At 68.0% G+C, this 25407-nt stretch carries 21 protein-coding genes; 16 read left to right on the top strand and 5 right to left on the bottom strand.

Annotated elements, in window-relative coordinates; genetic code table 11:
* Nucleotides 1–7: 7 nt before the first annotated feature.
* A complete protein-coding gene (locus BV908_RS01555; RefSeq protein WP_103737000.1) occupies nucleotides 8–946 on the bottom strand; it encodes a LysR family transcriptional regulator in 939 nt (312 codons plus the stop codon).
* Between the two features lie 86 nt (nucleotides 947–1032).
* On the opposite strand from BV908_RS01555, the gene BV908_RS01550 reads away from it, so the two are divergent.
* Nucleotides 1033–2391 carry an aspartate aminotransferase family protein gene (locus BV908_RS01550; RefSeq protein WP_103736999.1) on the top strand — a complete coding sequence of 453 codons (1359 nt, stop codon included), beginning with the start codon at nucleotides 1033–1035 and terminating at the stop codon, nucleotides 2389–2391.
* 68 nt (nucleotides 2392–2459) lie between these two features.
* Nucleotides 2460–3977: a CoA-acylating methylmalonate-semialdehyde dehydrogenase gene (locus BV908_RS01545; protein WP_103737052.1), complete on the top strand. Its 1518-nt coding sequence runs from the start codon at nucleotides 2460–2462 to the stop codon at nucleotides 3975–3977.
* Between the two features lie 103 nt (nucleotides 3978–4080).
* Here BV908_RS01545 and BV908_RS01540 read toward each other — a convergent pair whose 3' ends face one another.
* Nucleotides 4081–4953: a FadR/GntR family transcriptional regulator gene (locus tag BV908_RS01540; RefSeq protein ID WP_246867421.1), complete on the bottom strand. Its 873-nt coding sequence runs from the start codon at nucleotides 4951–4953 to the stop codon at nucleotides 4081–4083.
* A gap of 245 nt (nucleotides 4954–5198) precedes the next feature.
* Here BV908_RS01540 and BV908_RS01535 point away from each other — a divergent pair, with 245 nt between their 5' ends.
* The 10 genes from BV908_RS01535 to BV908_RS01490 all read left to right on the top strand — a co-directional run bounded on the left by BV908_RS01535 (nucleotide 5199) and on the right by BV908_RS01490 (nucleotide 16248).
* Nucleotides 5199–6404, top strand: coding sequence for an ABC transporter substrate-binding protein (locus tag BV908_RS01535; RefSeq protein ID WP_103736997.1), 1206 nt, complete (start codon nucleotides 5199–5201; stop codon nucleotides 6402–6404).
* An 83-nt stretch (nucleotides 6405–6487) separates the two neighbouring features.
* The gene (locus tag BV908_RS01530; protein ID WP_088888032.1) at nucleotides 6488–7348 is read left to right on the top strand and encodes a branched-chain amino acid ABC transporter permease; all 861 of its coding nucleotides are present in this window, start codon (nucleotides 6488–6490) and stop codon (nucleotides 7346–7348) included.
* Nucleotides 7349–7359: 11 nt separating this feature from the next.
* The gene (locus BV908_RS01525; protein WP_088888641.1) at nucleotides 7360–8367 is read left to right on the top strand and encodes a branched-chain amino acid ABC transporter permease; all 1008 of its coding nucleotides are present in this window, start codon (nucleotides 7360–7362) and stop codon (nucleotides 8365–8367) included.
* Complete coding sequence (locus BV908_RS01520; RefSeq protein ID WP_103736996.1) at nucleotides 8364–9143, top strand: ABC transporter ATP-binding protein; 780 nt, start codon at nucleotides 8364–8366, stop codon at nucleotides 9141–9143. Before BV908_RS01525 ends, BV908_RS01520 begins: the two co-directional genes overlap by 4 nt.
* Nucleotides 9140–9847 carry an ABC transporter ATP-binding protein gene (locus tag BV908_RS01515; RefSeq protein WP_015914671.1) on the top strand — a complete coding sequence of 236 codons (708 nt, stop codon included), beginning with the start codon at nucleotides 9140–9142 and terminating at the stop codon, nucleotides 9845–9847. The genes BV908_RS01520 and BV908_RS01515 overlap by 4 nt, the downstream gene beginning before the upstream one ends.
* Before the next feature lie 80 nt (nucleotides 9848–9927).
* Nucleotides 9928–11184, top strand: a complete 1257-nt coding sequence (locus BV908_RS01510) for a Zn-dependent hydrolase (protein WP_103736995.1) — start codon at nucleotides 9928–9930, stop codon at nucleotides 11182–11184.
* A complete protein-coding gene (locus BV908_RS01505) occupies nucleotides 11181–12647 on the top strand; it encodes a M81 family metallopeptidase (protein ID WP_103736994.1) in 1467 nt (488 codons plus the stop codon). Before BV908_RS01510 ends, BV908_RS01505 begins: the two co-directional genes overlap by 4 nt.
* A 166-nt stretch (nucleotides 12648–12813) precedes the next feature.
* Nucleotides 12814–15123 (top strand): NADP-dependent malic enzyme, encoded by a 2310-nt coding sequence (locus BV908_RS01500; RefSeq protein WP_103736993.1) that lies wholly within the window; start codon nucleotides 12814–12816, stop codon nucleotides 15121–15123.
* 154 nt (nucleotides 15124–15277) lie between these two features.
* A complete protein-coding gene (locus tag BV908_RS01495; RefSeq protein ID WP_011807185.1) occupies nucleotides 15278–15682 on the top strand; it encodes a ribonuclease in 405 nt (134 codons plus the stop codon).
* A gap of 140 nt (nucleotides 15683–15822) precedes the next feature.
* Entirely contained in the window at nucleotides 15823–16248 is a 426-nt protein-coding gene (locus BV908_RS01490) for a barstar family protein (protein ID WP_103736992.1), read from the top strand.
* A gap of 294 nt (nucleotides 16249–16542) precedes the next feature.
* Here the strand turns inward: BV908_RS01490 and rsmA are convergent, their stop codons facing one another.
* Genes rsmA through BV908_RS01475 form a run of 3 tightly spaced genes read right to left on the bottom strand, consistent with a single transcriptional unit; the run spans nucleotide 16543 to nucleotide 21137 of the window.
* Nucleotides 16543–17304, bottom strand: coding sequence for a 16S rRNA (adenine(1518)-N(6)/adenine(1519)-N(6))-dimethyltransferase RsmA (rsmA, locus tag BV908_RS01485; RefSeq protein ID WP_103736991.1), 762 nt, complete (start codon nucleotides 17302–17304; stop codon nucleotides 16543–16545).
* Nucleotides 17301–18716 carry a peptidylprolyl isomerase gene (locus tag BV908_RS01480; RefSeq protein ID WP_103736990.1) on the bottom strand — a complete coding sequence of 472 codons (1416 nt, stop codon included), beginning with the start codon at nucleotides 18714–18716 and terminating at the stop codon, nucleotides 17301–17303. Before BV908_RS01480 ends, rsmA begins: the two co-directional genes overlap by 4 nt.
* A gap of 45 nt (nucleotides 18717–18761) precedes the next feature.
* Nucleotides 18762–21137, bottom strand: coding sequence for an LPS-assembly protein LptD (locus BV908_RS01475; protein WP_246867426.1), 2376 nt, complete (start codon nucleotides 21135–21137; stop codon nucleotides 18762–18764).
* A 164-nt stretch (nucleotides 21138–21301) separates the two neighbouring features.
* Here BV908_RS01475 and BV908_RS01470 point away from each other — a divergent pair, with 164 nt between their 5' ends.
* The 4 genes from BV908_RS01470 to BV908_RS01455 all read left to right on the top strand — a co-directional run bounded on the left by BV908_RS01470 (nucleotide 21302) and on the right by BV908_RS01455 (nucleotide 25403).
* The gene (locus BV908_RS01470) at nucleotides 21302–22465 is read left to right on the top strand and encodes a phosphotransferase (RefSeq protein ID WP_103736988.1); all 1164 of its coding nucleotides are present in this window, start codon (nucleotides 21302–21304) and stop codon (nucleotides 22463–22465) included.
* 67 nt (nucleotides 22466–22532) lie between these two features.
* Nucleotides 22533–23261, top strand: a complete 729-nt coding sequence (locus BV908_RS01465) for a 16S rRNA (uracil(1498)-N(3))-methyltransferase (protein WP_103736987.1) — start codon at nucleotides 22533–22535, stop codon at nucleotides 23259–23261.
* Nucleotides 23261–24688 carry a hypothetical protein gene (locus tag BV908_RS01460; RefSeq protein WP_103736986.1) on the top strand — a complete coding sequence of 476 codons (1428 nt, stop codon included), beginning with the start codon at nucleotides 23261–23263 and terminating at the stop codon, nucleotides 24686–24688. Before BV908_RS01465 ends, BV908_RS01460 begins: the two co-directional genes overlap by 1 nt.
* Nucleotides 24681–25403 carry a hypothetical protein gene (locus BV908_RS01455; protein ID WP_103736985.1) on the top strand — a complete coding sequence of 241 codons (723 nt, stop codon included), beginning with the start codon at nucleotides 24681–24683 and terminating at the stop codon, nucleotides 25401–25403. Before BV908_RS01460 ends, BV908_RS01455 begins: the two co-directional genes overlap by 8 nt.
* The last annotated feature ends 4 nt before the right edge of the window (nucleotides 25404–25407 follow it).

Raw genomic sequence — 25407 nt, 5'->3', positions numbered from 1 at the left:
CGGGCCGTCAGACCCCATGCGCCTGCAGCAGGCAGCGCTGCAGCAGTTGCGCGGCCCGGCTGGGCGCGGGTGAGCGGCGCACCAGGCTGACGAAGCGGCAGTCGTAGCGGAACAGCGCGGGCCGCACGGGCTGCATGCGGCCCTGGCGCTCGAAGCTCTCGGCATAGTGGTCGGGCAAAAAGCCCAGAAAGCGCCCCGACAGCACCAGCGTGGCGATGGACTCCTGGTCAAACCCCGTGGCCGCGCGCGTCAGGCGCGCCTCGTGGCTCAGCTCCATGTTGGGCGAGTGGTAGCCCAGCCCCGCGAACGGGTAGCGGCGCACGGCGTCCCAATCCAGATCGTCGTGGGGTGCGCCGAACAGCGGGTGGCCCGCGCCGCAATACAGCAGCATGGTCTCGCCGAACAGGTCGGAATAGACCAGGCTCTGCGAGCTGCGGTGGGCGGGGATGATGCCCACCTGGAAGCTGCCGTCGATCACGCCGCGCTCGATGGCGTTGATCGACCCCACATGCAGCTGCAGCTGCACGTCGGGCGCTTCCGCCGTGAAGGCGGCGATGGCGTCGCCGATGCGCGCGGCCGGGTTGCTCGCCGTCTTGTCGAACACCGCCACGGCGAGTTGTCCGCCCATGCGGTCGTGGATGTCGTCGATGCTGCCCAGAAAGCCACGCACCGAGGCCAGCAGGCGCAGCGTCTCCTCATAGACCCGCTGCCCCTCGGGCGTGAGCGCAAAGCCCGCGCGCCCGCGCCGGCACAGCGTCAGGCCCAGGCGCGTCTCCAGGTCCTTCACGTGACGGCTCACGGTGCTGGTGCCGATGTTCAGTTCCAGCTCGGCCGCGGCCATGCCGCCGCACTCGACCACGGCCTTGAACACCTGCAGCAGGCGCAGGTCCATGTCGGACAGCTGCCCCAGCACGGCGCGCGGACGGCGGGCGCTTTTTACTTGCATGGATTACTAAGTGAATGTGGATATTTGTTGCTTCAACGGATTATTACCGTGACCAACAATGCGCGCATTCCCTTCAGGAGATCGCCATGAGCTTCGCCGTCATTGACCCCAACCCCGCAGCCGCCGTACGCACCGACGCCGCCTGGCTGGAAGCCCACTGGATGCCCTTCACCGGCAACCGCAACTTCAAGGCCCAGCCGCGCATGATCGTGAGCGGCCAGGGCGCCTACTACACCGACGCCGAAGGGCGCAAGATTTTTGACGGCCTCTCGGGCCTGTGGTGCTCGGGCCTGGGCCACGGCCGCACGGAGGTGGCCCAGGCCATCGGCCGCGCCGCCGCCACGCTGGACTACGCGCCGGCCTTCCAGTTCGGCCACCCCGCGTCGTTCGCGCTGGCCAATAAGATCAAGGAACTGACGCCCGCCGGGCTGGACTACGTGTTCTTCACCGGCTCGGGCTCCGAGTCGGCCGACACGTCGCTGAAGATGGCGCGCGCCTACTGGCGCGCCAAGGGCCAGGGCACCAAGACGCGCCTGATCGGCCGCGAGAAGGGCTACCACGGCGTGAACTACGGTGGCATCTCGGTCGGCGGCATCGTGGGCAACCGCAAGCTGTTCGGCCAGGGCGTGGAGGCGGACCACATTCCCCACACCCAGCCGCCGGCCGGCACCTTCCAGAAGGGCATGGCCGAGGACGGCGGCCGCGCGTTGGCTGACAAGCTGCTCGACGTGATCGCGCTGCATGACGCGAGCAACATCGCTGCGGTGATCGTCGAGCCCTTCTCGGGCTCGGCCGGCGTGGTGATCCCCCCGGTCGGTTACCTTGCGCGCATCCGCGAGATCTGCACGCAGAACAACATCCTGCTGATTTTTGACGAGGTCATCACCGGCTTTGGCCGCTGCGGCACCTGGACCGGGGCGGAGGCCTTTGGCGTGACGCCCGACATCCTGAACTTCGCCAAGCAGGTGACCAATGGCGCCCAGCCGCTGGGCGGCGTGATCGCCACCAAGGAGATTTACGACACCTTCATGGCGCAGGGCGGCCCCGAGTACATGCTGGAGTTCCCGCACGGCTACACCTACTCGGCCCACCCCGTGGCCTGCGCGGCGGGCAACGCGGTGCTCGACATCCTGCAGAAGGAAGACATGCCCGGCCGCGTGAAGGCGCTGGCGCCCTACTTCGAGAACGCAGTGCACGGCCTGAAAGGCGCCAAGCACGTGGCCGACATCCGCAACTATGGCCTGGCCGCCGGCATCACCATCAGCGCCCTACCCGGCGAGCCCGCCCGCCGGCCCTACGAAATCGCCATGAAGTGCTGGGAGAAGGGCTTCTACGTGCGCTACGGTGGCGACACCATCCAGCTTGCACCGCCCTTCATCAGCACCCAGGCCGAGATCGACCGCCTGGTCAGCGCCCTGGGCGACGCTCTGCACGAGACCGCTTGAACTCCTGTTTTGATAGCTGTTAGCGCTTGTCCAGCAAGCGCTGGCAGCACTTTTCGCTTGAAATCACCATGAACCACGACAAGAACGTCACCAACACCGTCGGCCACCTCATCGACGGCCAAATCGCTGCCGACACCGAGCGCACGCAGCCCGTGTTCAATCCCGCCACCGGCCAATCGACCACCAGCGTGGCGCTGGCGAGCAAGGCCACGGTGGAAGCCGCCATTGCTTCGGCCGAGGCCGCCTTCCCCGCCTGGCGCAACACGCCGCCGCTCAAGCGCGCCCGCGTGATGAGCAAGCTCAAGGTGCTGCTCGAAGAAAACGCCGACAAGATCGCCGCCCTCATCACCGCCGAGCACGGCAAGGTGCTCAGCGATGCGCATGGCGAGCTGCAGCGCGGTATCGAGAACGTGGAATACGCCAGCTATGCGCCCGAGCTGCTCAAGGGCGAGCACAGCCGCAACGTGGGCCCCGGCATCGACTCGTGGAGCGAGTTCCAGGCGCTGGGCGTCACGGCAGGCATCACGCCCTTCAACTTCCCGGCCATGGTGCCGCTGTGGATGTGGCCCATGGCCGTGGCCTGCGGCAACACCTTTGTGCTCAAGCCGTCCGAGCGCGACCCCTCCTCCACCCTGTTCATCGCCCAGCTCGCGCTGGAAGCCGGCCTGCCGCCCGGTGTGCTCAACGTGGTCAACGGCGACAAGCTGGCCGTGGACACGCTGCTGCAAGACCCGCGCGTCAAGGCCGTGAGCTTCGTGGGCTCCACGCCGATCGCCGAATACATCTACGCCGAAGGCTGCAAGCACGGCAAGCGCGTGCAGGCCCTGGGCGGTGCCAAGAACCATGCGGTGCTCATGCCCGACGCGGACGTGGACAACGCCGTGAGCGCGCTGATGGGTGCGGCTTATGGATCGTGCGGCGAACGCTGCATGGCCATCCCCCTGCTGGTGGCCGTGGGCGACGCAGTGGGCGACGCCGTGATCGCCGGCCTGAAGACCGAGATCGCCAAGATGAAGGTGGGCCCCGGCACCGACAACAGCAACGACATGGGCCCGCTGGTGACCAAGCCGCACTTCGAGAAAGTGAAGGCCTATGTGGACAGCGGCGTGGCCGAAGGCGCCACGCTGGTGATGGACGGCCGCGGCGTGAAGGTGGCCGGGCACGAAGAAGGCTACTTCCTGGGCGCCTGCCTGTTCGACCACGTCAAGCCCGGCATGAAGATCTACCAGGAAGAAATCTTCGGCCCGGTGCTCGGCGTGGTGCGCGTCAAGACGCTGCAGGAGGCCATGCAGCTCATCAACGCCCACGAATACGGCAACGGCACCTGCATCTTCACGCGCGACGGCGAAGCCGCCCGCTACTTCACCGACCACATCCAGGTCGGCATGGTGGGCGTGAACGTGCCGCTGCCCGTGCCGGTGGCCTACCACTCGTTCGGCGGCTGGAAGCGCAGCCTGTTCGGCGACCTGCACGCCTACGGGCCGGACGCCGTGCGCTTCTACACCAAGCGCAAGACGATCACCCAGCGCTGGCCCTCGGCCGGCGTGCGCGAGGGGGCGGTGTTCAGCTTCCCGAGCAGCCGCTGATCCGGGCGGCCGGGGCGGCCCTGCCCCGCGCCGTTTGCGAAAAGCCCCTGGGCCTGGCGGCCGCAGGGGCTTTGTCTTTTGTGAGGGAGGCGGCCTGGCCTTCCTATTCCGCCCCCACGCCAGCGGTGCGCCTGCGCGGACGCTTGGTCCCTGCGGCGGCCGTGGCTGCCGTGGACACGGCAGGCGCCGCACGCGGACGCCGCAGCGTGTCTGCGTCGAGGATCAGGCGCCCCTGAATGCGGCCCTTCATGCGCTTGACGCTGCTCGCCGCATCCTGCATGTGGCTCTGCATGAGCGTGCGCACCTTCTCCGCGTCGCGCGCGCGTGCGGCCTGCACGATGGCGCGGTGGAACTGCGCGTTGGCCTCGCCAAAACGCCGGTGCTCGGCTTGCGGCGTGCGATTGCCAAACACGATGAGCTGGCGAATCATCTCGTTGATCAGCTCACAGGTGAAGCGCAGGAACGGATTGGGGTTGGCCGCCGCGAGGATGTCGTGGAAGTTCACGTCTTCGCGCCGCTGGCTCACCAGGTCCTCCTGGCTCTGGGTGGGGTCGCAGCAGGCGATGCTGTGCTCCAGCGCCTCGAAGTCGGCCTCCGTCAGGTGCGGCACAGCGCCCGCCGCCAGCATGGGCTCGAGCTGCTGGCGCACGGCATAGATGTCGTCGATGGTCACTTCCTGGAAGAACAGGTAGTTCTGCATGAACTGCAAGGTGCGGTCCAGAGGCACTTCGACGATGGTGCCGCCGCCCGAGGGGCCCGTGGAAATGGTGACGAGGCCCTGCACCTCCAGCGACTTGAGCGCCTCGCGGATGGTGCCCTTGCTGACCTGGAACTGCGCCTGCAGCTCGATCTCGCGCGGCAGGCGGTCACCGGGACTCAGGTTCTTCTCGGTAATCAGCCGCTTGATCTCCTGGGCCACGAGATCGGAGCGCTTGAGCTGCTTGATCGCCAGGGGAGCGGGCTTCTGTGTTGCCATGGCTTGTTGTCTTTCCTCGGGATAGTCCGGTACCACCACCGCCACCCCGGTGTTCGCTGTCGTGGTGCAGTATGCACCGCCCAGGGGCATGCCGGAAGCGTCTAGGGTTTGTACGCGTCATATTCATTCTATTTGTCACTATAAATATGAATTAAGGAGCGTGCACGCATTCCGACAAATTGGCATGCATCGTGCTCTGAGACCCGTACCACCCACTGTTCTTCAGCCTCACCACGGAGTCCCCTATGCAACGACGTCACCTCCTGCAACTTTCCGCATTCGGCGCGCTGCCCGCCTCCCTGGGCTTGGGCGCCAGCGCCTGGGCACAGTCCAAGGACGCGATCCAGTTTGGCTGCCCCGTGCCCATGTCGGGCGCATTCGCCGCGAACGGCAAGTTCGCGGACCTGGGAATGAAGCTCGCCATCGAGCAGTACGGCAAGGCCCTGGACCGGCCGCTGGCCTACACGCTGCTCGATACCGAAGGCAAGCCCGCCACCGCGGTGCGCAAGGTGCAGGAGGCGGCTCAGCAAAAGGGCGCGCGCTTCTTCGCAGGCGGCATCCTGTCGTCCGAAGCGCTGGCCATGGGCAAGGAAGCCGAGAAGGCCGGCGGCATCTTCATCACGACCGCAGGGGCCGACGAGCTCACCGGCTCCGACTGCAATGGCGCGACGTTCCGCTGGTCGGTACCGACCTTCGGCGCCATCGAGCAGACCGTGCGCCCCTTGCTCGACGCGCACCCGAAAGCCAAGCGCTGGTACACCATCACGCCGCAGTACGTGTTCGGCGACGGCCTGCTGACCGCTGCCAAGAACATCTTCAAGGAAAAGGGCATCGAGCACGTGGGCAACAGCTACCACTCGCTGACCGAGAAGGAGTTCAGCGGCTACCTCACCAACGCCATGGCTGCCAAGCCCGACGTGCTACTGCTGCTCAACTTCGGCGCCCAGTCGTCCGACGCGCTGCGCCAGGCAGTGAGCTTCGGCATGCACAAGAACATGACCATCCTGATCGCCTGGGCCTCGGGCCTGGAGCAGTTCGAATCGCTGGGCGCCGATCTGTGCGATGGCGTGTACTTCGGCGCGCAGTACTGGCACACGGTGGACACGCCGCTCAACCAGGACCTGGTCAAGCGCACCCAGGCCGCGTTCAAGTCCAACCCCAACTACAGCCTGGCGGGTTCGTACATCTGCACCAAGCTGCTCCTCGACGCCATCCTCAAGGCCGGCACGGTGGACCAGAAGGCCGTGGTGGCAGCCCTGGAGGGCATGAAGTACCAGGGCCTCACGGGCGAGGAGGAAGTGCGCAAGGCCGACCACCAGGTGCTCAAGAACTACTACCTGCTCAAGGGCAAGGCCAAGGCCAAGATGAAGAACAAGGACGACTACGTGGACGTGGTCAGTTCCGGCAAGTCCTTCCTGCCCATCGACCGCACCGGCTGCAAGCTGGCCTGACCGCCCGCCCCCGGGCCTCAAGCCAAAAGACCGCCTAGCGCTTGACCAGCAAGCGCTAGCAGCTATTTTTTTGATAGTCGAGTATGAGCATCTACCTGCTACAGACCATCAACGGGATCGGCATCGGCATGCTGTATTTCCTGTTGGCCGTGGGCCTGTCGATCGTGTTCGGCCTGCTGCGCTTCGTGAACTTCGCGCACGGAGCCTTCTACCTGCTGGGCGCGTATTTCTGCTACCAGATGACACGCTGGGGCCTGAGCTTCTGGCTCGCCCTGGTCGTGGTGCCGCTGGCCGTGGGCGCGATCGGCTGGTTCACCGAGAAGCTCATGCTGCGCCATGTGTACGCCAAGGCCCATGAGTTCCACATCATCATCACCGTGGGCCTCGCGCTCGTGGTGCAGGAACTCGTGATCCTGCAATGGGGGCCGCTGGGCGACAGCGTGGCCGTCCCCGACCTGCTGCAGGGCGTGGTGATGTGGGGCAGCTTCGTCTATCCGAAGTACCGGTTGTTCGTGATCGGCTTCACCGCCGTTCTCGCGGTACTGCTGTGGTGGGTGCTCGAAGGCACGCGCTTGGGCAGCGCGGTGCGCGCCGGCAGCGAGTCGACCGAGATGGTCTCGCTGCTCGGCCTGAACGTGCTGCGCATCTTCAGCCTGGTGTTCGCGCTGGGCGCGGCCACGGCGGCCCTGGCGGGCGTGCTCGCGGCGCCGATCCGCGGCGCCGAGCCGTTCATGGGCATCGAGGCCCTGGGCGTGGCCTTCGTGATCGTGGTCGTGGGCGGGTTGGGCAGCTTCGGCGGTGCGCTCGTGGGCGGCCTGCTCATCGGCATCGTGCAGAGCGTGATGAGCACGCTGTGGCCCGAGGGTGCTCGTCTCATGATCTACGTGGCCATGGCTGCCGTGCTGCTGCTGCGCCCCCACGGCCTGCTGGGCCGCAAAGGATGAACACGATGAACATGTCCAGACATTCCCATTTCCTTCTCGCGCTGGCGATCGTGGTCGCCATGCCGCTGTGCATGCAGTCGGGCTCGCTCGCGAGCGAAGTGCTGATCTTCGGGCTCGCCGCCATGGGCTGCAACCTGCTGCTGGGCTACACCGGCCTGCTGTCGTTCGGGCAGGGCATCTTCTTCGGGCTGGGCAGCTACACCATCGCGCTGCTGCTCACGCGCTGGACCTTGCCCATGCCGCTGGCGCTGCTGGCCGCCGTGGCCATGGGCGCCGCGGGTGCAGCCATCGTGGGCTGGGTGGCCATCCGCCAGCGCGGCACCTACTTCGTGATGCTCACGCTCGCGTTCGCGCAGATGTTCTATTTTCTGGCCTACACCGCCACGGGTCTCACGGGCGGCGACAACGGCCTGCTCGACATTCCGCGTCCCTCGCTGGCCGTGGCCGGCCAGACGCTGTGGCCCCTGGACTCGCCCTGGCAGTACTACGGCTTTGTCGCGGTGCTGTTTCTTGCGGCGTTCTGGCTGCTGCGCCGCGTGTGCGACTCGGTGTTCGGCCGAACGCTGCTGGCCGTGCGCGACAACGAGGAGCGCGCCGCGGCCGTGGGCTACGACCTGCGCCTGCTCAAGCTGCAGGCCTTCGTGATCTCGGGCGCCGTCACCGGCCTGGCCGGCGCGCTGCACGCCATGATGACCGGCATCGCGCCGCTGTCCAATGCCGAATACCACACGAGCGAGATGATCCTCGTGATGACCGTGATCGGTGGCACGGGCAACCTGCTGGCCTCGGTGCTGGGCGCGGCTTTCTATGTGCTGCTGGGCGACTGGCTCTCCACCCTGTGGCCGCGCTGGCTGCTGCTGTTGGGCGTGGTGCTGATGGTCGTCAGCCTGGGGCTGCAGCGCGGCCTGTGGGGCCTGGGCGAGTCTTTGTGGAGCCTGCTGCGCCGCAAGGGCGGCGGGGCCGACGCACGACGCAACGGGGCGGCGTCCCAGGCCAACACCCAGGGAGGCCAGGCATGAGCGCCACCGCATCCCCCATCCTGCTCGAAGCCCAGGGCGTCGAGAAACGCTACGACAAGTTCGTCGCCCTGGGCGGCGTGAACCTCAAGGTGCGTGCCAACACCGTGCATTCGGTGATCGGCCCCAACGGGGCGGGCAAGACCACGTTGTTCCACATGCTCACGGGGACCAAGCAGGTGAGCGGCGGGCGCATCCTGTTCGACGGCCACGACGTGACGCGCGAGCCCGACCACCGGCGCGTGCGCCGGGGCATGGCGCGCTCGTTCCAGGTCACGAGCCTGTTCCTCACCCTGCCGGTGCGCGAGAACCTGCGCCTGGCCGCCCAGGGCGTGGCCCCCAAGAAGGCGCTGGACTGCTGGAACGCCCCCGAGGGCCGGCGCTCCTGCGCCGACACGGTGGCCAGCGTGCTCGAACGCCTGGGCCTCACGCGCTACGCCGACACCCCCGCCGGCAATCTCTCGCACGGCCAGCAGCGGCGCCTGGAGGTGGGCATGGCGCTGGCCGCGCGCCCGAAGGCGATCTTCCTCGACGAGCCGACCTCGGGCATGGGCATCGACGACCTCGAGGAGATGAAGCAACTGATCCAGGGCCTCAAGGACGAGCACACCGTGGTGCTCATCGAACACAACATGGGCATCGTCATGGACATCTCCGACACCATCACCGTGATGCAGCAGGGCCGCGTGCTCGCCGAGGGCCTGCCGCACGAGATCCGCAACGACGAGCGTGTACGCAGCGCCTACCTGGGCAACATGATCACCGGAGGCAAGGCATGAAGACATTGCTGTCCGTGGAATCCGTTCACGCGCATTACGGCAAAAGCCATGTGCTGCAGGGCGTGTCGCTGCATGTCGGCGACGGCGAGCTCGTCACGCTGCTGGGCCGCAACGGGGCGGGCAAGACCACCACGCTCAAGACCATCGCCGGCGTGATGGCGCCCACGCAAGGGCAAGTCCGCTTCGGCGGCGAGCCCGTGCACCAGCTGGCCACCCATCTGGTGGCACAACGCGGCATCTGCCTGGTGCCGGAGCACCGGGGCATCTTCAAGCTGCTCACGGTAGAAGAGAACCTGTTACTGGGCCAGCGCAAGCATTCGCCCTGGCAGCTGCCCGACGTCTATCGCATCTTTCCGCGCCTCAAGGAGCGCCGCGCCAATGGCGGTGGCCAGCTCTCGGGCGGCGAGCAGCAGATGCTGGCCATCGGCCGCGCGCTCATGAACGCGCCGCGCCTGCTGATGCTGGACGAGCCCGTGGAGGGACTGGCGCCCGTGATCGTCGAGGAGATCGTGGCCCAGCTCCAGACCATCAAGGCCGCGGGCGTGTCCATCCTGCTGGTGGAGCAGAACCTCGAGGTCTGCACCCAGCTCGCCGACCGCCACTACGTCATCGAGCAGGGTGCCATCGTGCATGAGGCCAGCAACGTGGACTTCCTGGCAGACGACGCCGTGAAGGACCGCTACCTCGGCGTGGGCATGGCCTGACATCCAACGGCAGCCCTTGTGGTCCGCCCCAAAAGCGCGGAGGCCGCATCGCGCTGCGAACAGCAGTGAAGGACTCTTTCATGGACATGCAAACATCCCCCGCCACTGCGCTGCGCATCGACGGCGCACGCCTGTGGAAATCGCTGATGGACCTCGCGCGCATCGGCGGCACCCCCAAAGGTGGCGTGTGCCGCATCGCCCTCACCGACCTGGACCGGCAGGGCCGCGACCTCTTCGTGCAGTGGGCGCGCGAGGCCGGCTGCAGCATCCGCATCGATGCCATCGGCAACATCTTCGCGCGCCGTGCAGGCGCGGACGACAGCCTGGCGCCGGTGATGACGGGCAGCCACATCGACACCCAGCCCACCGGCGGCAAGTTCGACGGCAACTACGGCGTGATGGCCGGCCTGGAAGTAGTGCGCACGCTCAATGCCGCTGGCGTGCGCACCCGCGCCCCCATCGAGGTCGCCGTGTGGACCAACGAAGAAGGCTCACGCTTCGTGCCCGTAATGATGGGTTCGGGCGTGTTCGCGGGAGCGTTCACGCTGGAGCATGCCCTTGCACAGCGTGACGCCCAGGGCGTGAGCGTGGCCGAAGCCCTCGCCGCGATCGGCTACGCGGGCCAGGCCGGCGCAGCACCCGCCGTGGGCGCCTACTTCGAGGCGCACATCGAACAAGGCCCCGTGCTGGAGAACCATGAGCGCGTGATCGGCGTGGTACAGGCCGCGCTGGGCCAGCGCTGGTATGACGTCACCGTGCAGGGCATGGAGGCGCATGCCGGCCCCACGCCCATGGAATTGCGCCAGGATGCGCTGCTGGCCGCGAGTGCGCTGGTGGCCGAGGTCAACCGCATCGCACTGGACCGCCTGCCGCATGCGCGCGGCACCGTGGGCTCGCTGGAGGTGCATCCCAACTCGCGCAACGTGATCCCGGGCCGCGTGAAGCTCAGCGTGGACCTGCGCGCGCCCGACGACGCCCAGCTGCTGGACATGGACGCCGCGCTGCGCGCCGCCTGCGCGCGCATCGCCGCCGAGCGCGGCCTGGTCATCGACGTGGAGCAGGTGGTGTACTTCCCACCGCAGCCGTTCACGCCGCACTTGGTGGAGGCCGTGCGCGCCAACGCCGCGGACCTGGGCTACAGCTGCATGGATGTGGTGAGCGGAGCGGGCCATGACGCAGTCTATGTGGCGCGCGTGGCGCCCGCGGCGATGATCTTCGTGCCTTGCGCTGACGGCATCAGCCACAACGAGATCGAAGACGCAGATCCCGCCCACCTGGAGGCCGGATGCAACGTGCTGCTGCGCGCCATGCTCGCCAGTGCCGGGGTGGTGGCATGAAGATCCTGGTTGCGCGGCTCAACCACGAGACCAACACCTTCTCGCCCGTACCCACGCCCCTGGAGGCGTTCTCGCCGGCTTTTGGCGAGGCGGCCTTGCGCGCCAACAAGGGCATGCGCACGGCCATGGCGGCCTTCATCGACCTGGCCGAGAGGATGGGGGCCACGCTGGTCACGCCCGTGTCCGCCACGGCCAACCCCAGCGGTCCCGTGCACGCGAAGGCCTACGACGAGCTCACGCGCCGTATCGTCGAGGCAGCTCCCGGCTCCGATGCCATCCTGCTCGACCTGCACGGCGCGATGGTGGCCGAGCACACCGACGATGGGGAGGGCGATCTGCTCGCGCGCGTGCGCGCTGCAGCGCCCGGCGTGCCCATAGGCGTGGCATTGGACCTGCATGGCAACATCACCGAGCAGATGGTGCAGAGCGCCGACGTGATGGTGGGCTTCAAGACCTACCCGCACATCGACATGTACGAAACCGGAGAGCACGCAGGTCGCCTGCTGCTGCAGATGCTGCGCGGCGAGGCGCACTTTCGTGTGTGCTGGCACCGCCTGCCGCTCATGAGCCACACGCTGCGCAGCACCACGCTTGAGGGCCCGATGCGCGATGCCGTGGAGGCCGCGCGCGGCCTCGAACGTAGCGGGCTGCCCGCTGTCTCCGTGTTCGGCGGCTTCTCGCTGGCCGACATCGAGGCACCCTGCGTGAGCGTCGTCGCCACCTGCCGCGCGGAGGATGCGGCCGCCACCCAGGATGCCGTAGACGGGCTGGCGCGGCAAATATGGCAGCGGCGGACGGAATATGTCTACCGCAGCGACCCATTGGAAGACTCTCTGCGCCGCGCGCAGGACATGGCACAAGGCGCCACCCGCCCCGTGCTGCTGCTCGACCACGGCGACAACTGCATGTCGGGCGGCACCTGCGACACCATGGACGTGCTGCAGGCCGCGCTGGAGCGGGGCCTCACCGGCATCGCCATGGGGCCTCTGTGCGACCCGGAGGCCGTGGCCCGGCTCATCGCAGCCGGCGAGGGTGGCGAGGTGGACGTCGACCTTGGCAACAAGGTGCCACTCGACCGCATCGGCCTGCACAAGAAGCCACTGCGCCTGCACGGCACGGTGCGCGCCGTGAGCGATGGCAGCTACACCGTCACGGGCCCGATCTACACAGGCCAGCGCTGCCACATGGGGCGCACGGTGTTGTTCGATACCGGTAGCGCGCAGATCGTGGTGTCCGAGCAGACCCATGAGCCGTGGGACCTCGGTGTGTTCCACTGCGTGGGGCTGGATCCCACGCGCTTCCGGTTCCTGCTGCTCAAGTCACGGATGTACTGCCGGCCCGTGTTCACGCCCCTTTCCGAGGGTCTTGTCGAGTGCGACAGCCCGGGCGTAACCACATCGGACTATGCGCGGTTCCCTTTTAGGCGGGTGCGCCGGCCGGTATACCCGCTCGATCCGGCGTGAATACCGGCACACGGAACTGCCTGCACTGCGATCACAGGTGTTTCACTTGACGGCAGACTGACAGCCTCGCGTCCTACAATCGGCTCCCCTTACATACCGCCGACGGGGCGCAGTGCTCGCATGCCGCCACGTCGGCCATGCCTTCGCTGACGATTGGAGACGCTTGATGTCCGACAACACGGCCCACAACCCTACCGACAAGCGCGCCCTGCTGCGTCGTGCCGCACTCGAATATCACGAGTTTCCCCAGCCCGGCAAGATCACGATTGCTGCGACCAAGCAGATGGTCAATCAGCATGACTTGGCACTGGCCTATTCCCCCGGCGTGGCCGCGCCCTGCGAAGAGATCGTCAAGGACCCCGCCGCTGCCTTTCGCTACACCGCCCGCGGCAACCTGGTCGGCGTGGTGACCAACGGCACGGCCGTGCTGGGCCTGGGCGATATCGGCCCGCTGGCCGGCAAGCCGGTGATGGAAGGCAAGGGCGTTCTGTTCAAGAAGTTCTCGGGCATCGATGTGTTCGACATCGAGATCAACGAGAAGGACCCGGACAAGCTCATCGAGATCATTGCCTCGCTGGAACCCACGTTCGGCGGCATCAACCTGGAAGACATCAAGGCCCCGGACTGCTTCTACATCGAGCGCAAGCTGCGCGAGCGCATGAACATTCCGGTGTTCCATGACGATCAGCACGGCACGGCCATCGTCGTGGGCGCCGCCATCCTCAACGGCCTGAAGGTGGCCGGCAAGGACCCCAAGAAGATCAAGCTCGTGACCTCGGGCGCCGGCGCGGCCGCGTTGGCCTGCCTGGGCCTGCTGGTCAAGCTGGGCATTCCACGGGAAAACATCTGGGTGACCGACCTGGCCGGCGTGGTCTACGAAGGACGCACCGAGCTCATGGACGAGGACAAGGTGCAATACGCCCAGAAGACGTCCGCCCGCACGCTGGCGGAGGTGATCGAAGGTGCCGACGTGTTCCTCGGCCTGTCGGCCGGCGGCGTGCTCAAGCAAGACATGGTCCGCAAGATGAACGCGCGCCCGCTGATCTTCGCGCTGGCCAACCCCAACCCCGAGATCTCGCCCGAAGACGTGAAGGCTGTCCGCGACGACGCCATCATCGCCACCGGCCGCACCGACTATCCGAACCAGGTCAACAACGTCCTGTGCTTCCCGTACATCTTCCGCGGCGCGCTGGACTGCGGCGCGACGACGATCACCACCGAGATGGAGATCGCCGCCGTTCATGCCATCGCCGAGCTGGCCCAGGCCGAGCAGAGCGAAGTGGTGGCTGCCGCCTATGTCGGCGAGCCGCTGGCCTTCGGCCCGGACTACCTGATTCCCAAGCCGTTCGACCCGCGCCTGATGATGAAGATCGCACCGGCGGTGGCGCAGGCCGCGGCCGACAGCGGCGTGGCACAGCGCCCCGTGGCCGACATGGACGCCTACCGCGACCATCTGCAGACCTTCGTCTACGCCTCCGGCACGACCATGAAGCCGATCTTCACGGCGGCCAAGGTGGCTCCCAAGAAGCGCGTAGCCTTCTCCGAGGGCGAGGAAGAGCGCGTGCTGCGCGCCGCGCAGATCGTGGTGGACGAGAAGATCGCGCGCCCCACGCTCATCGGCCGCCCGGCCATCATCGCCCAGCGCATCGAGAAATTCGGCTTGCGCCTGAAAGAGGGCCAGGACTACGACGTGGTCAACGTGGAGCAGGACCACCGCTACCGCGACTTCTGGCAAACCTACCACCGCATGACCGAGCGCAAGGGCGTGACGGTGCCCATCGCCAAGATCGAGATGCGCCGGCGCCTGACGCTGATCGGCTCGATGCTGTTGCACAAGGGCGAGGTGGACGGCCTGATCTGCGGCACCTGGGGCCACACATCGCACCATCTGCAGTACATCGACCAGGTGATCGGCAAGCGCGCCGGCGTGAACACCTACGCCTGCATGAACGGCCTGCTGCTGCCCGATCGCCAGGTGTTCGTGGTGGACACCCATGTGAACTACGACCCCACGGCCGAGCAGCTCGCCGAGATCACGATCATGGCGGCCGAGGAGATGATGCGCTTCGGCATCAAGCCCAAGGCAGCGTTGCTGTCGCACTCCAACTTCGGATCCAGCAACCAACCCAGCGCGGTCAAGATGCGCCAGACGCTGGACCTGCTGCGCGTGCAGGCGCCCTGGCTGGAGGTGGACGGCGAAATGCACGGCGACGTGGCGCTGGACGGCAAGGCCCGCTCGGCCCTCATGCCCCATGGCACGCTGGCGGGCGACGCGAACCTGCTGGTCATGCCCAACATCGACGCGGCCAACATCTCCTACAACCTGCTCAAGACCGCCGCTGGCGGCAATATCGCCATTGGCCCGGTGCTGCTGGGCGCGGCTGAGCCGGTGCACATTCTCACCGCCAGCGCCACGGTGCGCCGCATCGTCAACATGACCGCCCTCACCGTGGCGGATGCCAACGCGGCCCGATAACGGCCATGACAAGCGCCGCTCTACGAGTGGGCGCTGACAATTGCCCTTCGTTTCTGCCCATTTTTTGGGCAGGCGCTTGCCTTATGTGCGCCTTTTTGTCACACTAGCGGGTCGAAATTTCGGGTTAACCCGTAGTTTCTGAAAGGTGTAGTGGATGTTGCAGGCTGTCGCCATCCGGGCGTACAAGGCAATGGGGGCGTGCGTTCTGGGTGCTGCGGTCACGCTTGCGCCCGTGGTGGTGTCCGCGCGGCAGCTCCCTGACACTGCCGCCAATCCTCCCATCTCGCTGGCTGAGCTCCCCCCGCAGGGGCGGGCCACCTATGCGCTGATCCATGAGGGTGGGCCGTTCCCGTACGACAAGGATGGTTCGGTATTCGGCAACCGCGAGCGTCTGCTCCCCCTGAAGAAACGCGGCTATTACCGCGAATACACGGTGCGCACGCCCGGCGTGCGCCACCGGGGAGCGCGGCGCATCGTGTGCGGGGGCGCTCCCCGCACACCGGACGCCTGCTATTTCACCAGCGACCATTACGCGAGCTTTCGAGAAATCAGGGAATGAACGCCAGGAATGCCCCTTGCGGCAAATCCCCTGGCAAGGCCCCTGATGCATCGCACCAACGGTTTTTCTTCCGCTAGCCGCCTTCGCCAGGCTGTCGGATACTTCTTATTCGTGGACCTCTAAAAGAAAGAGCAACGGAGATGGAAACGCCACTTCGTAAAGACCAGGAAACGCTTCTGCGCGGTGTGCGCCCCAATATCGTGCAGTCGATCCGTGCCTTCCGGGTGCACGACCTGCAGGACACGGCGCGCGCCATGGGCCACCACTTCCTGTATGCCAACCTGGCACATGCGCAGTCCAAGCAGGACATCCTGGACCTGATCGCCACGCAGTTCACCTTCCCGGCGCACTTCGGCAAGAACTTCGACGCGCTGTACGACTGCATGACCGATCCGCTGCACAAGTCGGGCCCGCAGCCGGGCTTCATCGTGGTGCTGGAGCAGATCCCGATCACGGCCAAGTTCGACAAGGAAGCCCGGGAGCAGCTGCTGGACATCTTCCGCGATGCCGCCGACTACTGGAGCGACCGCAAGATCCCGTTCCGCTGCTTCTATTCTTTTCTGTAGCCCGTTCTGCAACCGCCGGCCAGGCGGAACGGGCGCAGGAGGAGCACGGCAGTGCCGCCTCCCAGGCCATAGAGATCGCGATCGATCCCGTGGGCGAGAAGATGCCCACCGACAAGCTGGTGGACGTCTCCCCCATGGCGCTGCGCATGAGCAGCCCCTTCAACGCTGGCTACTGGCTCACGGCCGCGTGATGAAGCATGACCGGCCGCAGCCCTGCTCCGGCCGGTCACGGTTTTGCGCTTTGAATCAAATCGGGCGCTAGCGCCCTACCAATAAGCGCGAGCAGCTCCTATTTCAGGAGCATTCCTGCGCCAATGCGACGTACTCGCTCACCGGCACCTCCTCGGCCCGGCGCTGGGTGTCGAACGTGCCGGCAAACTGCCGCGCTTCGAGCCAGCGGCCCAGCGTGTGGCGCAACAGCTTGCGCCGCTGGCTGAAGGCCACCTGCACCAACTCCTCCAGCACGGACATCGACAGCGCCTCGGGCGCTTCGTGCGGCACCATGCGCACCACCGCACTGTCCACGCGCGGCGGCGGGTCGAAGCTCTCGGGCGGCACGAACAGCACGTTCTCCATGGCGTAGCGCCATTGCAGCATCACCGAGAGCCGGCCATAGGCGCTGGTCGCCGGCGCGGCCACCATGCGGTCGATGACTTCCTTTTGCAGCATGAAATGCTGGTCCGCAATGACCCGCACGTGCGCCAGCAGATGGAACAGGATGGGCGTGGAGATGTTGTAGGGCAGGTTGCCGACCACTCTTATCTTGGGAGCATTCAGCGCTTGCGCTACCTGCGCAAAGTCTACTTTCAGCACATCGGACTCGATGACATCGAGCTGCCCGTGCTGGCGCAGCCGAGCGGCCAGGTCGCGGTCCAGTTCGACCACTGTGAGCCGGCCCAGGCGTTCAACCAGCGGCTGGGTCAGCGCCGCCAGCCCCGGGCCGATCTCCACCATGGGCTGCCCGGGCTCGGGCGCGATGGCGCGCACGATCGCATCGATGATGCCCTGGTCGCTCAGGAAGTGCTGACCGAAGCGCTTGCGCGGGATGTGCTTCATTGCGGAGCGTCGCGGTATTCCACGTAGGCCCGACCCCGGGCTTCCTGGATCCAGGTGGCGAAGGCCTCGTCGAGCTTCTTTTCGCGCACGGTGTCGCGCACCATTTCACGCTGCTCGCGCTGGGTGAGCTTGGCCTCGCGGCGCTCCAGCAGCTGGATCAGGTGCACCCCAAAGCGCGACACCACGGGACGGCTGATCTCGCCAGGGCGCAGGGCATTGAGCGCCTCTTCGAATTCGGGCACGTAGCGCCCGGGCGATGCCCAACCCAGGTCGCCGCCGTCCTTGGCGCTGCCGTCCTGCGAATACTCGCGTGCCAGCGCCGCGAAGTCGGCGCCGCCGCGCGCGACGCGATCGCGCAGATCCTCCAGCCGCTCGGCCGCCTGGCGTTCCGACAGGTTGGCATTGGTGCGCAGCAGAATGTGGCGCGCGTGGCTCTGCACGGCCGTGGTGGGCACGCCGCTCTGGGTCTTGTCCACCACCTTCAGGATGTGAAAGCCCGCGGGCGAACGCACCGGGCCGACCACGCTGCCCACGCTGGCTTGCTGCGTGGCGTTCACGAACAACTCGGGATAGCGGTCGGCCGGGCGCAGGCCCAGCAGTCCGCCGTTGGCGCCTTCGGGCGCATCGGAATACTCGCGCGCCACGGCGCCAAAGTCGCCGCCCGCCTGCACCTTGGCCAGCGCCTCCTGCGCGCGCGCCGAGCGCTGGGCCACCTCGTCCGGGCCGGCGTTCTCAGGCACTTTCACCAGGATGTGGCCCAGGTTGAGTTCCAGCTTGCCCGGGCCGGCGGCCTGCCGCTGCTCGCGCAGGTACTGGTCCACCTCCAGGTCGCTCACACGCACGCGCGACTCCACGTCGCGCTCGCGCAGGCGCAGCGCCAGCAGCTGGTTGCGCAGTTCTTCGCGAAAGCGCTCCTTGCTGATGCCATCGGCGGCCAGGCGCCGGTGCATTTCGTCCACGCTGATGCTGTTCTGCCGCGCCACCGACTGCTCGGCCTGGTTGACGGCATAGTCGTCCACCTTGATGCCGGTCTCCTTGGCCTGCTGCACCTGGATCTTCTCCAGGATCAGGCGCTCCAGCACCTCCTTGGCCAGCAGCTCCTGCGGCGGAACCTTGCCGCCCTGGCTGGCGATCTGCTGCACCACGCGCTCGGTGCGCTGGCGCACCTCGTTGTTGGTGATGGGCTCGGAATTGACCACGGCGACGATGTAGTCCGCCTGCCGCGGCGCATTGGAGGCCGTCGCCCCGGCCGGCGGCAGCAGCGTCGCTGCGGAAGGCAGGCGCGGCTGGCCGGAGGCCGATGGGCGCAGCCCCTGCGCATGGGCGCTCATGGGCACCAGCGGTGCGACGGCGGTCAGGCAGACCAGGCCCAGGGTCAAGGCACGGTGTTTCATGGCGTGGTGCAAATTCATGGTGCAAGGCGGCGCGTCCCCAAAGCGGGGCGGCGCGCAAGGCGATCAATCGTACTGGGTGAAGCGGCTGGGGGTGGACACGCTTTCGCGCAGGAACTGGTAGCGCGGCACATTCTGCTTGAGGCTGGACAGCGGGTTGGAGCCCAGCGACAGGCGCGAGAAGCCGATGAATTCGATCTGGAACATGAGCCGGGTGTTGGACGACGTAACGCTGCGCTGCAGGCGCTCCAGCACCACTCGACCGATCCAGCAGCAGCTCTCGTACTCCAGGCCCACCACGGTGTCCACCAGTTTGCGGTCCTGCAGGCTGTAGTTCAGCCGCCCCACGCTGTACCAGCGCCCCCCGGCAGAGGAAGGCTTGTCGCCGCGGTCGCCCCACAGGTCGTTGAGCGGCCACTGCCAGCCCACGTCGATCTGCTCGCTGGGCTCGGTGATCAGGCCGGTGACCTTCTGCATGCGGTAGGCCGCGCTCACCGTGCGGTAGTTGCCGGGCGAATAGCGCGCCCCCACCGTGGTGCGCAGGGACCGGCCGGTCTTGGGGTTGTATTGCACCGTGGAGTCGAAGCCCCACTGCGGCGTCCAGTTGATGCCCGCGCCCAGCAGCACGTCCGACAGCCGCTCGTTCACCGGCGAGCCGCCGGGCATGGTGACTTCCTGGTCGGAAAAGCGCACGCGCTGTGCCACGCCGAAGCGCGCGGCCTCGGCGCCGGTGTCGGGGTCGAGCAGGCGCGTGGTCACGCCCAGCGTGAGCAGGTTGTTGTCGGCCAGCCGGTCCTGTCCGCCAAAGGCGTTCTCGGTGTAGATCGACGCGAAGTTGAAGTCGTTCACCGCGGTGTCGTAGATCGGCAGCAGGCGCTGGTCGCGGTACGGGGTGTAGGTATAGAAGGCGCGCGGCTCCAGGGTCTGCAGGAAGTCGCGGCCGAAATAGCGGGCGTCGCGCTCGAACACCAGGCCGCTGTCCAGGCTGAACGTGGGCAGCGTGCGGCTGGCGGTGCGCTGGCCGTTGGCCAGCGGCGCATCGAACTCGTAGTGCGTGCTGTGCAGCTGCACGCGCGGTGTGATGAAACCCGCCGGCGCCAGGAACGGCCGGCTGACCTGCGCCATGGTGTAGCTGCGCTTGGCGTTGGGCTGGCCGGTGTAGGCGCGGTCGGCGTGAAAGCTGGTGTAGTCGGCCTCGACACTCGCATCCAGCCCGCCGGCCAGCTGCAGCGGCCGGTACTCCCAGCGCAGCTGCGGCATGCGGTCGTAGGGCGGGATGATGGGCGCGTTCACGTCCTGCAGCGTTTGCCACTTGAGGGTGCGCAGCAGCAGCGAATGCTCGCCGCGCGCCCAGTTCAGCGTCGCGTCGCCCGGCAGCAGGCGCTGGGTGAGCTGGTCGTTCACGCCGCTGCGGCCACTGTTGCGCTGGGAAAAATCGCGCCAGTAGTTGTCGTCGCTCACGCGCTTGATGTCGATGCCCAGTCCCACGCCGCCTGCGGGCGTATCAAAGGTAGCGCGGTGCTTGATGCCGTAGGCCCAGCGGTCGCGGTCGCGCAGCCGGTCGTTGGGCATGTAGTCGGCCGTCAGCTCGCCGCTGTAGCGCGGCTCCAGGTAGCGGAACTCCGTGCCCAGGGCCACGCCGCGCCGCGTCATGACCGTAGGCGTGATGGTGGCGTCGCGGTTGGGCGCGATGTTCCAGTAGTACGGCTGCGCGTACTCGAAGCCGCTGACGCTGTCCAGCCCGAGCGTGGGCGGCAGCAGGCCGGACTTGCGCCGGTCCGACAGCGGGAAGGTGATGTGCGGAATCGGCAGCACCGGCACGCCCTTGAACTCCAGCACGCCATTCTCGGCCGTGCCCACGTCCTCCACGCGGTCCAGGTGGATGCGCTCGGCGCGCAGGATCCAGTCGGGCTGCCAACTGACCTCGTCGGTGCGCTCGCAGGTGGTGTAGGTGGCGTTGTGCACCACGGAACGGTCGCGGTCGAGGAAGTCCACGCGCGAGGCCTCGCCATGCGCCGCGGTCTCCAGGAAGCGGTAGCGCGCGTCGCTGAAGAAGCCGGTGAAGGCCTCCACGCGCAGGTCCAGCTGCGAGCCTTCATACCGGTTGCCCGCGCGGTTGATGAGCACGTTGCCGCTGGCGCGCGCGCGGTCATCGGCCACGTCGTATTGCATGCGGTCGGCATGCACCACCGTGTCGCCGCGGCGCAGCTCGGCGTTGCCCTCGATCGTGGCCTGGATGTCCGGTTGGCCCGTCACGCGGTCTCCGCGCACGAACACCGGCAGTTGCTGGCGGATACCGTAGGGCAGCACCTCCTGCAGGCGCGGGCTGGAGCGCAGCGCCGGCGCAGGCTCGGTCGGGACAGCGTCCGCCGCGGGCTGTGCCTGGGCCAGCACGGCCAATGGCACGCCGCACAGCATCAGGGCCGCCAGCCGCGCCAGCATGCTGCGCGGAGGCAGGGGCGCGGCGAATGGGCGGTGCGTCGGGACGTGCAGGGCGTGGGGCAAGGGGAGACGATCCATGGATTGCGACGGACGGCGGGCCGCTAGGCACGGGCACCGCGGGCCACCCCGCCGGGGAAGGCCGGGTTTGTAGAATCCGATTATCCATGAGCCACCCCTCTTCCCCCACTCCGGCGGGCACATCCGAGCCGGCCACGGGCGCCGTGCATACGGGCGCCGTGCATACGGGCGCCGTGCATGCGAGCGCCGTGCATTGGACCGACCCGACCCGCCAGGCAGCCTTCAACGCCTGGCTGGCCCCGCTGGCCGCCTCGCTCCAGTTGCGGCCCGAGTCCCTGCGCCCGGCGTCCGCGGACGCGAGCTTTCGCCGCTACCTGCGCCTGGACGCTGTTGATGGCACCAGCCGCATCGTCATGGACGCGCCGCCCGACAAGGAAGATTGCCGCCCGTTCGTGCAGGTGCAGGCGCTGCTGCAGGCGGCCGGCCTGCGCGCGCCCCAGATCCTGGCCTGGGACGAGGCGCACGGCTTCATGCTGCTGTCCGACCTGGGCGCGCAGACCGCCATCGAGCGCCTGGACCCCGCCAACCCGGCCGCCGCGCACGCCTGGTACCTGCAGGCCGTGGACCTGCTCATCGACTGGCAGCGCGCCTCGCGCCCCGGCGTGCTGCCGGCCTACGACGAGCCGCTGCTGCGCCGCGAGCTGCAGCTCTTTCCCGACTGGTACATCGCCCGCCACCGCCAGGCCACGCTGACCGACGCTCAGCAAACCACGCTGGCCCGCGCCTTCGACGCCATCGTGGCGCAGAACCTGGCGGCCCCCAGCGTGTACGTGCACCGCGACTTCATGATGCGCAACCTGATGGTGGGTGCGGACGAGCGCCTGGGCGTGCTGGACTTCCAGGACGCGGTCTACGGCCCCGTGACCTATGACATCGCCAGCCTGATGCGCGACGCCTTCATCAGCTGGGAAGAAGACTTCGTCATCGACATTACCGTGCGTTACTGGGAGAAGGCCCGGCGTGCGGGCATTCTCGGCGCCGCGAGCGGCAGCGGCTGGGGTGCGGACTTCGGCGACTTCTACCGCGCGGTGGACTTCATGGCGCTGCAGCGCCACCTGAAGGTGGCCGGCATCTTCGCGCGCCTGACGCTGCGCGACGGCAAGCCCAAGTACCTGGCCGACGCACCGCGCTTCATCGCCTACATCCGCCAGACGGCCGGCCGCTACCGCGAGCTGTCGCCGCTGCTGCGGCTGGTGGACGAACTGGAAGGCACCCAGGCCGCCATGGGCTACGCCTTCGGGCGCGTCTAGGTTTACAAGCCAAATCAGCCTCCAGCGCTTGTCCACCAAGCGCTGGCAGCTACCATTTTTGAAAGATATGCCCCGTTTTCATTGCCCCCTGCCCCTGGCCGCTGATGCGCAGCTCACGCTGCCGCCGACGGCCGCGCGCCATGTGCAGGTGCTGCGCCTGCAGCCGGGCGACGCGGTCACGCTGTTCAACGGCGAGGGCGGCGAGTGGAGCGCCACCGTCACCCACATGGGCCGCAGCGATGTGCAGGTGCAGGTCGGCAGCCACAGCGCCGTGGAGCGCGAGGCCGCGCGCGCCGTGCACCTGGTGGTGGGCATGCCCGCCAACGAGCGCATGGACTGGCTGGTGGAAAAGGCCACCGAGCTGGGTGCCGCGAGCATCCGGCCGATTGCCGCGGCACGCAGCGTGCTCAAGCTGTCCGGCGAGCGCGCCGCCAAGCGCCAGCAACACTGGCAGGCGATTGCCGTGGCGGCCTGCGAGCAATGCGGGCGCAACCGCGTGCCCTCCGTGCACGCGCCGCTGTCCCTGGCCGACTGGCTGCGCCAGCCCCCTGCCGACGCACTCGCACCAGACGCCGCACGCCTGCTGCTGTCGCTGCGCAGCGGCAGCCGCCCGCTGCGGGAAGCCGCGGCCCAGGCCGGCGCCGTCTGGGTGCTGCACGGCCCCGAGGGCGGCCTGACCGCGCAGGAGGAAGACGCCGCGCTGGCCCAGGGCTTTGCGCCGGCCAGCCTGGGCGCGCGCGTGCTGCGGGCGGAAACCGCCTCGGTGGCGGCGCTGGCACTGCTGGGGCTGGCCTGATGCGCGCACTGGCCCCGGACGACCTGGCGCCACAGGTCGGCGATGACGCGCTGGACAACGGCGTGGGCGCAGGCATGGGCGTAGGCATGGGCGCCATCGCGGATTTCTTTCGCGACGCCTACAGTTTTGACGATACCGCGCAGGACTCCCCGCTGCTGTGGCACCTGTCGCGCCAGCAGCCGCTCACGCAGGCGCTGAGCGGCCTGTTCCACGGCCCCGCGGCGCTGGTGCAGCTGCGCGTGTGGGTGTTCCTGCAACTGGCGGCGCAGGGCGACGCGCAACTGCCGCGCGAACGCATCGACGAACTCTTTCACGCGCTGCGCCCCGAAGCGCTGGAGACGGTGCTCAAGCGCCTGCGCGACGTGGGCCTGCTGGCCTGGGACGAGACCCAGCGCAGCTACCACCTGCCCGCGCTGGCCCAGCGCGTGGCCGGCCTGCTGGCACCGCTGACCAGCCCCGCGCCCGAGGACGACAACGCCGACGGCGGCGAACTGGCCGCCCTGCTGGGCCAGGTGGTGGGCGCCAACCAGCTCGGCAGCGTGGATGCGGGCCAGGTGCAGCTGCTGCAGGCGCAGCTGGCGCGCCTGCACGGCGAGTTTGCCGACGCCATCGCCAGCGGCTCCGAGTTCCGCCTGCGCGAGGCGCGCAAGCGCTACGACCGCGCAGCCCAGCTCATCGACCGCGCCTCCGACGCCATCACCGCCATCATCGGCAACAGCCACGGCCACCTGCTGCTGGAGCGCGCGGCGCGCGGCCTGGGCCAGGCGCAGTCGCGCCTGCTGGCCATGGCCAGCCAGTTCAACCGTGCGCTGCAGCAGGTGGACCGCCAGCGCGTGACGCTGGGCACCACCGGCATCACCAGCACCGACGTGAAGCGCTGGCTGCAGGCCGCGCCGCAGCTGCACCGCCTGCTGGACGGCGCCGTGGCCCAGCCCACGCAACTGGCCACGCTGGCCCCGCACGAGCTGCTGGACGTGGTGGAGGCCGAGTTCGAACGCGACCGCCCCCAGCCCGCGCAGGCCGAGGCCCTGCCCGGCGCGCAGAGCGCCCCGGCCGGCACGCTGACCGCCGTGGCCCTGCCGCGCGAGCTGGGCGACCTGAATGCGCTGCTCGCCGAATGGGCCCGCGACGGCGGCCATGCCGATGCCGCCCGCACCGCGGCCGAGGCCCTGCTGGGCCCGCGCCCCGGCGCCACGCGCTACGCGCAGCTGGCCTACAAGGCCCAGCTCATGCCCCTGCTGGGCGATCCGCAGGCCGCCGTGCTGCCGGGCCTGACGGGCGAGCTGGCGCGCCAGCCGTGGCGCATCGAATGGCAGCCGCAGGCCGAGCCGCTGGACCACCACCAGGTGGAGCTGCTCAGCCGTGGCCGGCTGGTGCCGGCCGAACCCGACCGCCCCCAGGGCACCGAGGAAGTGAAGAATGGATGACGCCGCCCTGCTGATCGCCGAGCTGCTCACGCGCCGCTGGCTGCCCCGCAGCCACCCGCGTGTGAAGCGCGCGCTGGTCGATGCCGAACTCTTTGCCCAGGTGGAGCAACGCCTGGCCCAATCCGGCCTGCGCTGGATGGACAGCATCTACGCCGACCACGTGAGCGTGGCCCTCTTGAGCGCCGCGCAGAACGGGGTGATGGGCGAGTCCGGCCTGAACGCCAACAACAACCTGGAGCTGCCGCGCGACGCGCAGGCGCTGCTCATCGTGCTGTGGGCGCTCATCGTTTTACCGAAGCGCGAGCGCCAGACCAGCCGCGTGCAGGAGGCCGACGCGGGGCAGAACGACTTTTTCCCCGGTGCCAAGCCCTTGCCCCAGGCCAGCGTGGCCAGCCCCGTGCTGTCGTACAAGGCGCTGCTGGAGGACTATGGCCCGCAGCTGGGCAAGAAGCTGCGCCTGGACGCCAACCTCAAGCTGCTGGAGCGCCACGGCTTCATCCTGCGCCGCCAGGACGAGATCGCCGAGGGGCCGCTGCTGGACGTGCTGCTGGACTACGACGTGCTCGCCCCGCGCATCCTGGACGGCGCGCTGGCCGACGTACTGCTGCGCGAGCGCGCGGCTGCGCCGGAATACGAGCCAAATCAGCCTCTAACGCCCGAACAGCAAGCGCCAGAAGCTATGAATAACGAAGCATCCACAGTGCAGGAGAACTGACCGC

It is taken from the genome of Diaphorobacter sp. LR2014-1 (genome assembly GCF_002916785.1).
GTDB lineage: Bacteria > Pseudomonadota > Gammaproteobacteria > Burkholderiales > Burkholderiaceae_C > Diaphorobacter > Diaphorobacter nitroreducens.
Note: the sequence above shows the minus strand (reverse complement) of the source record. Positions and strands in the feature narration are given on the sequence as shown.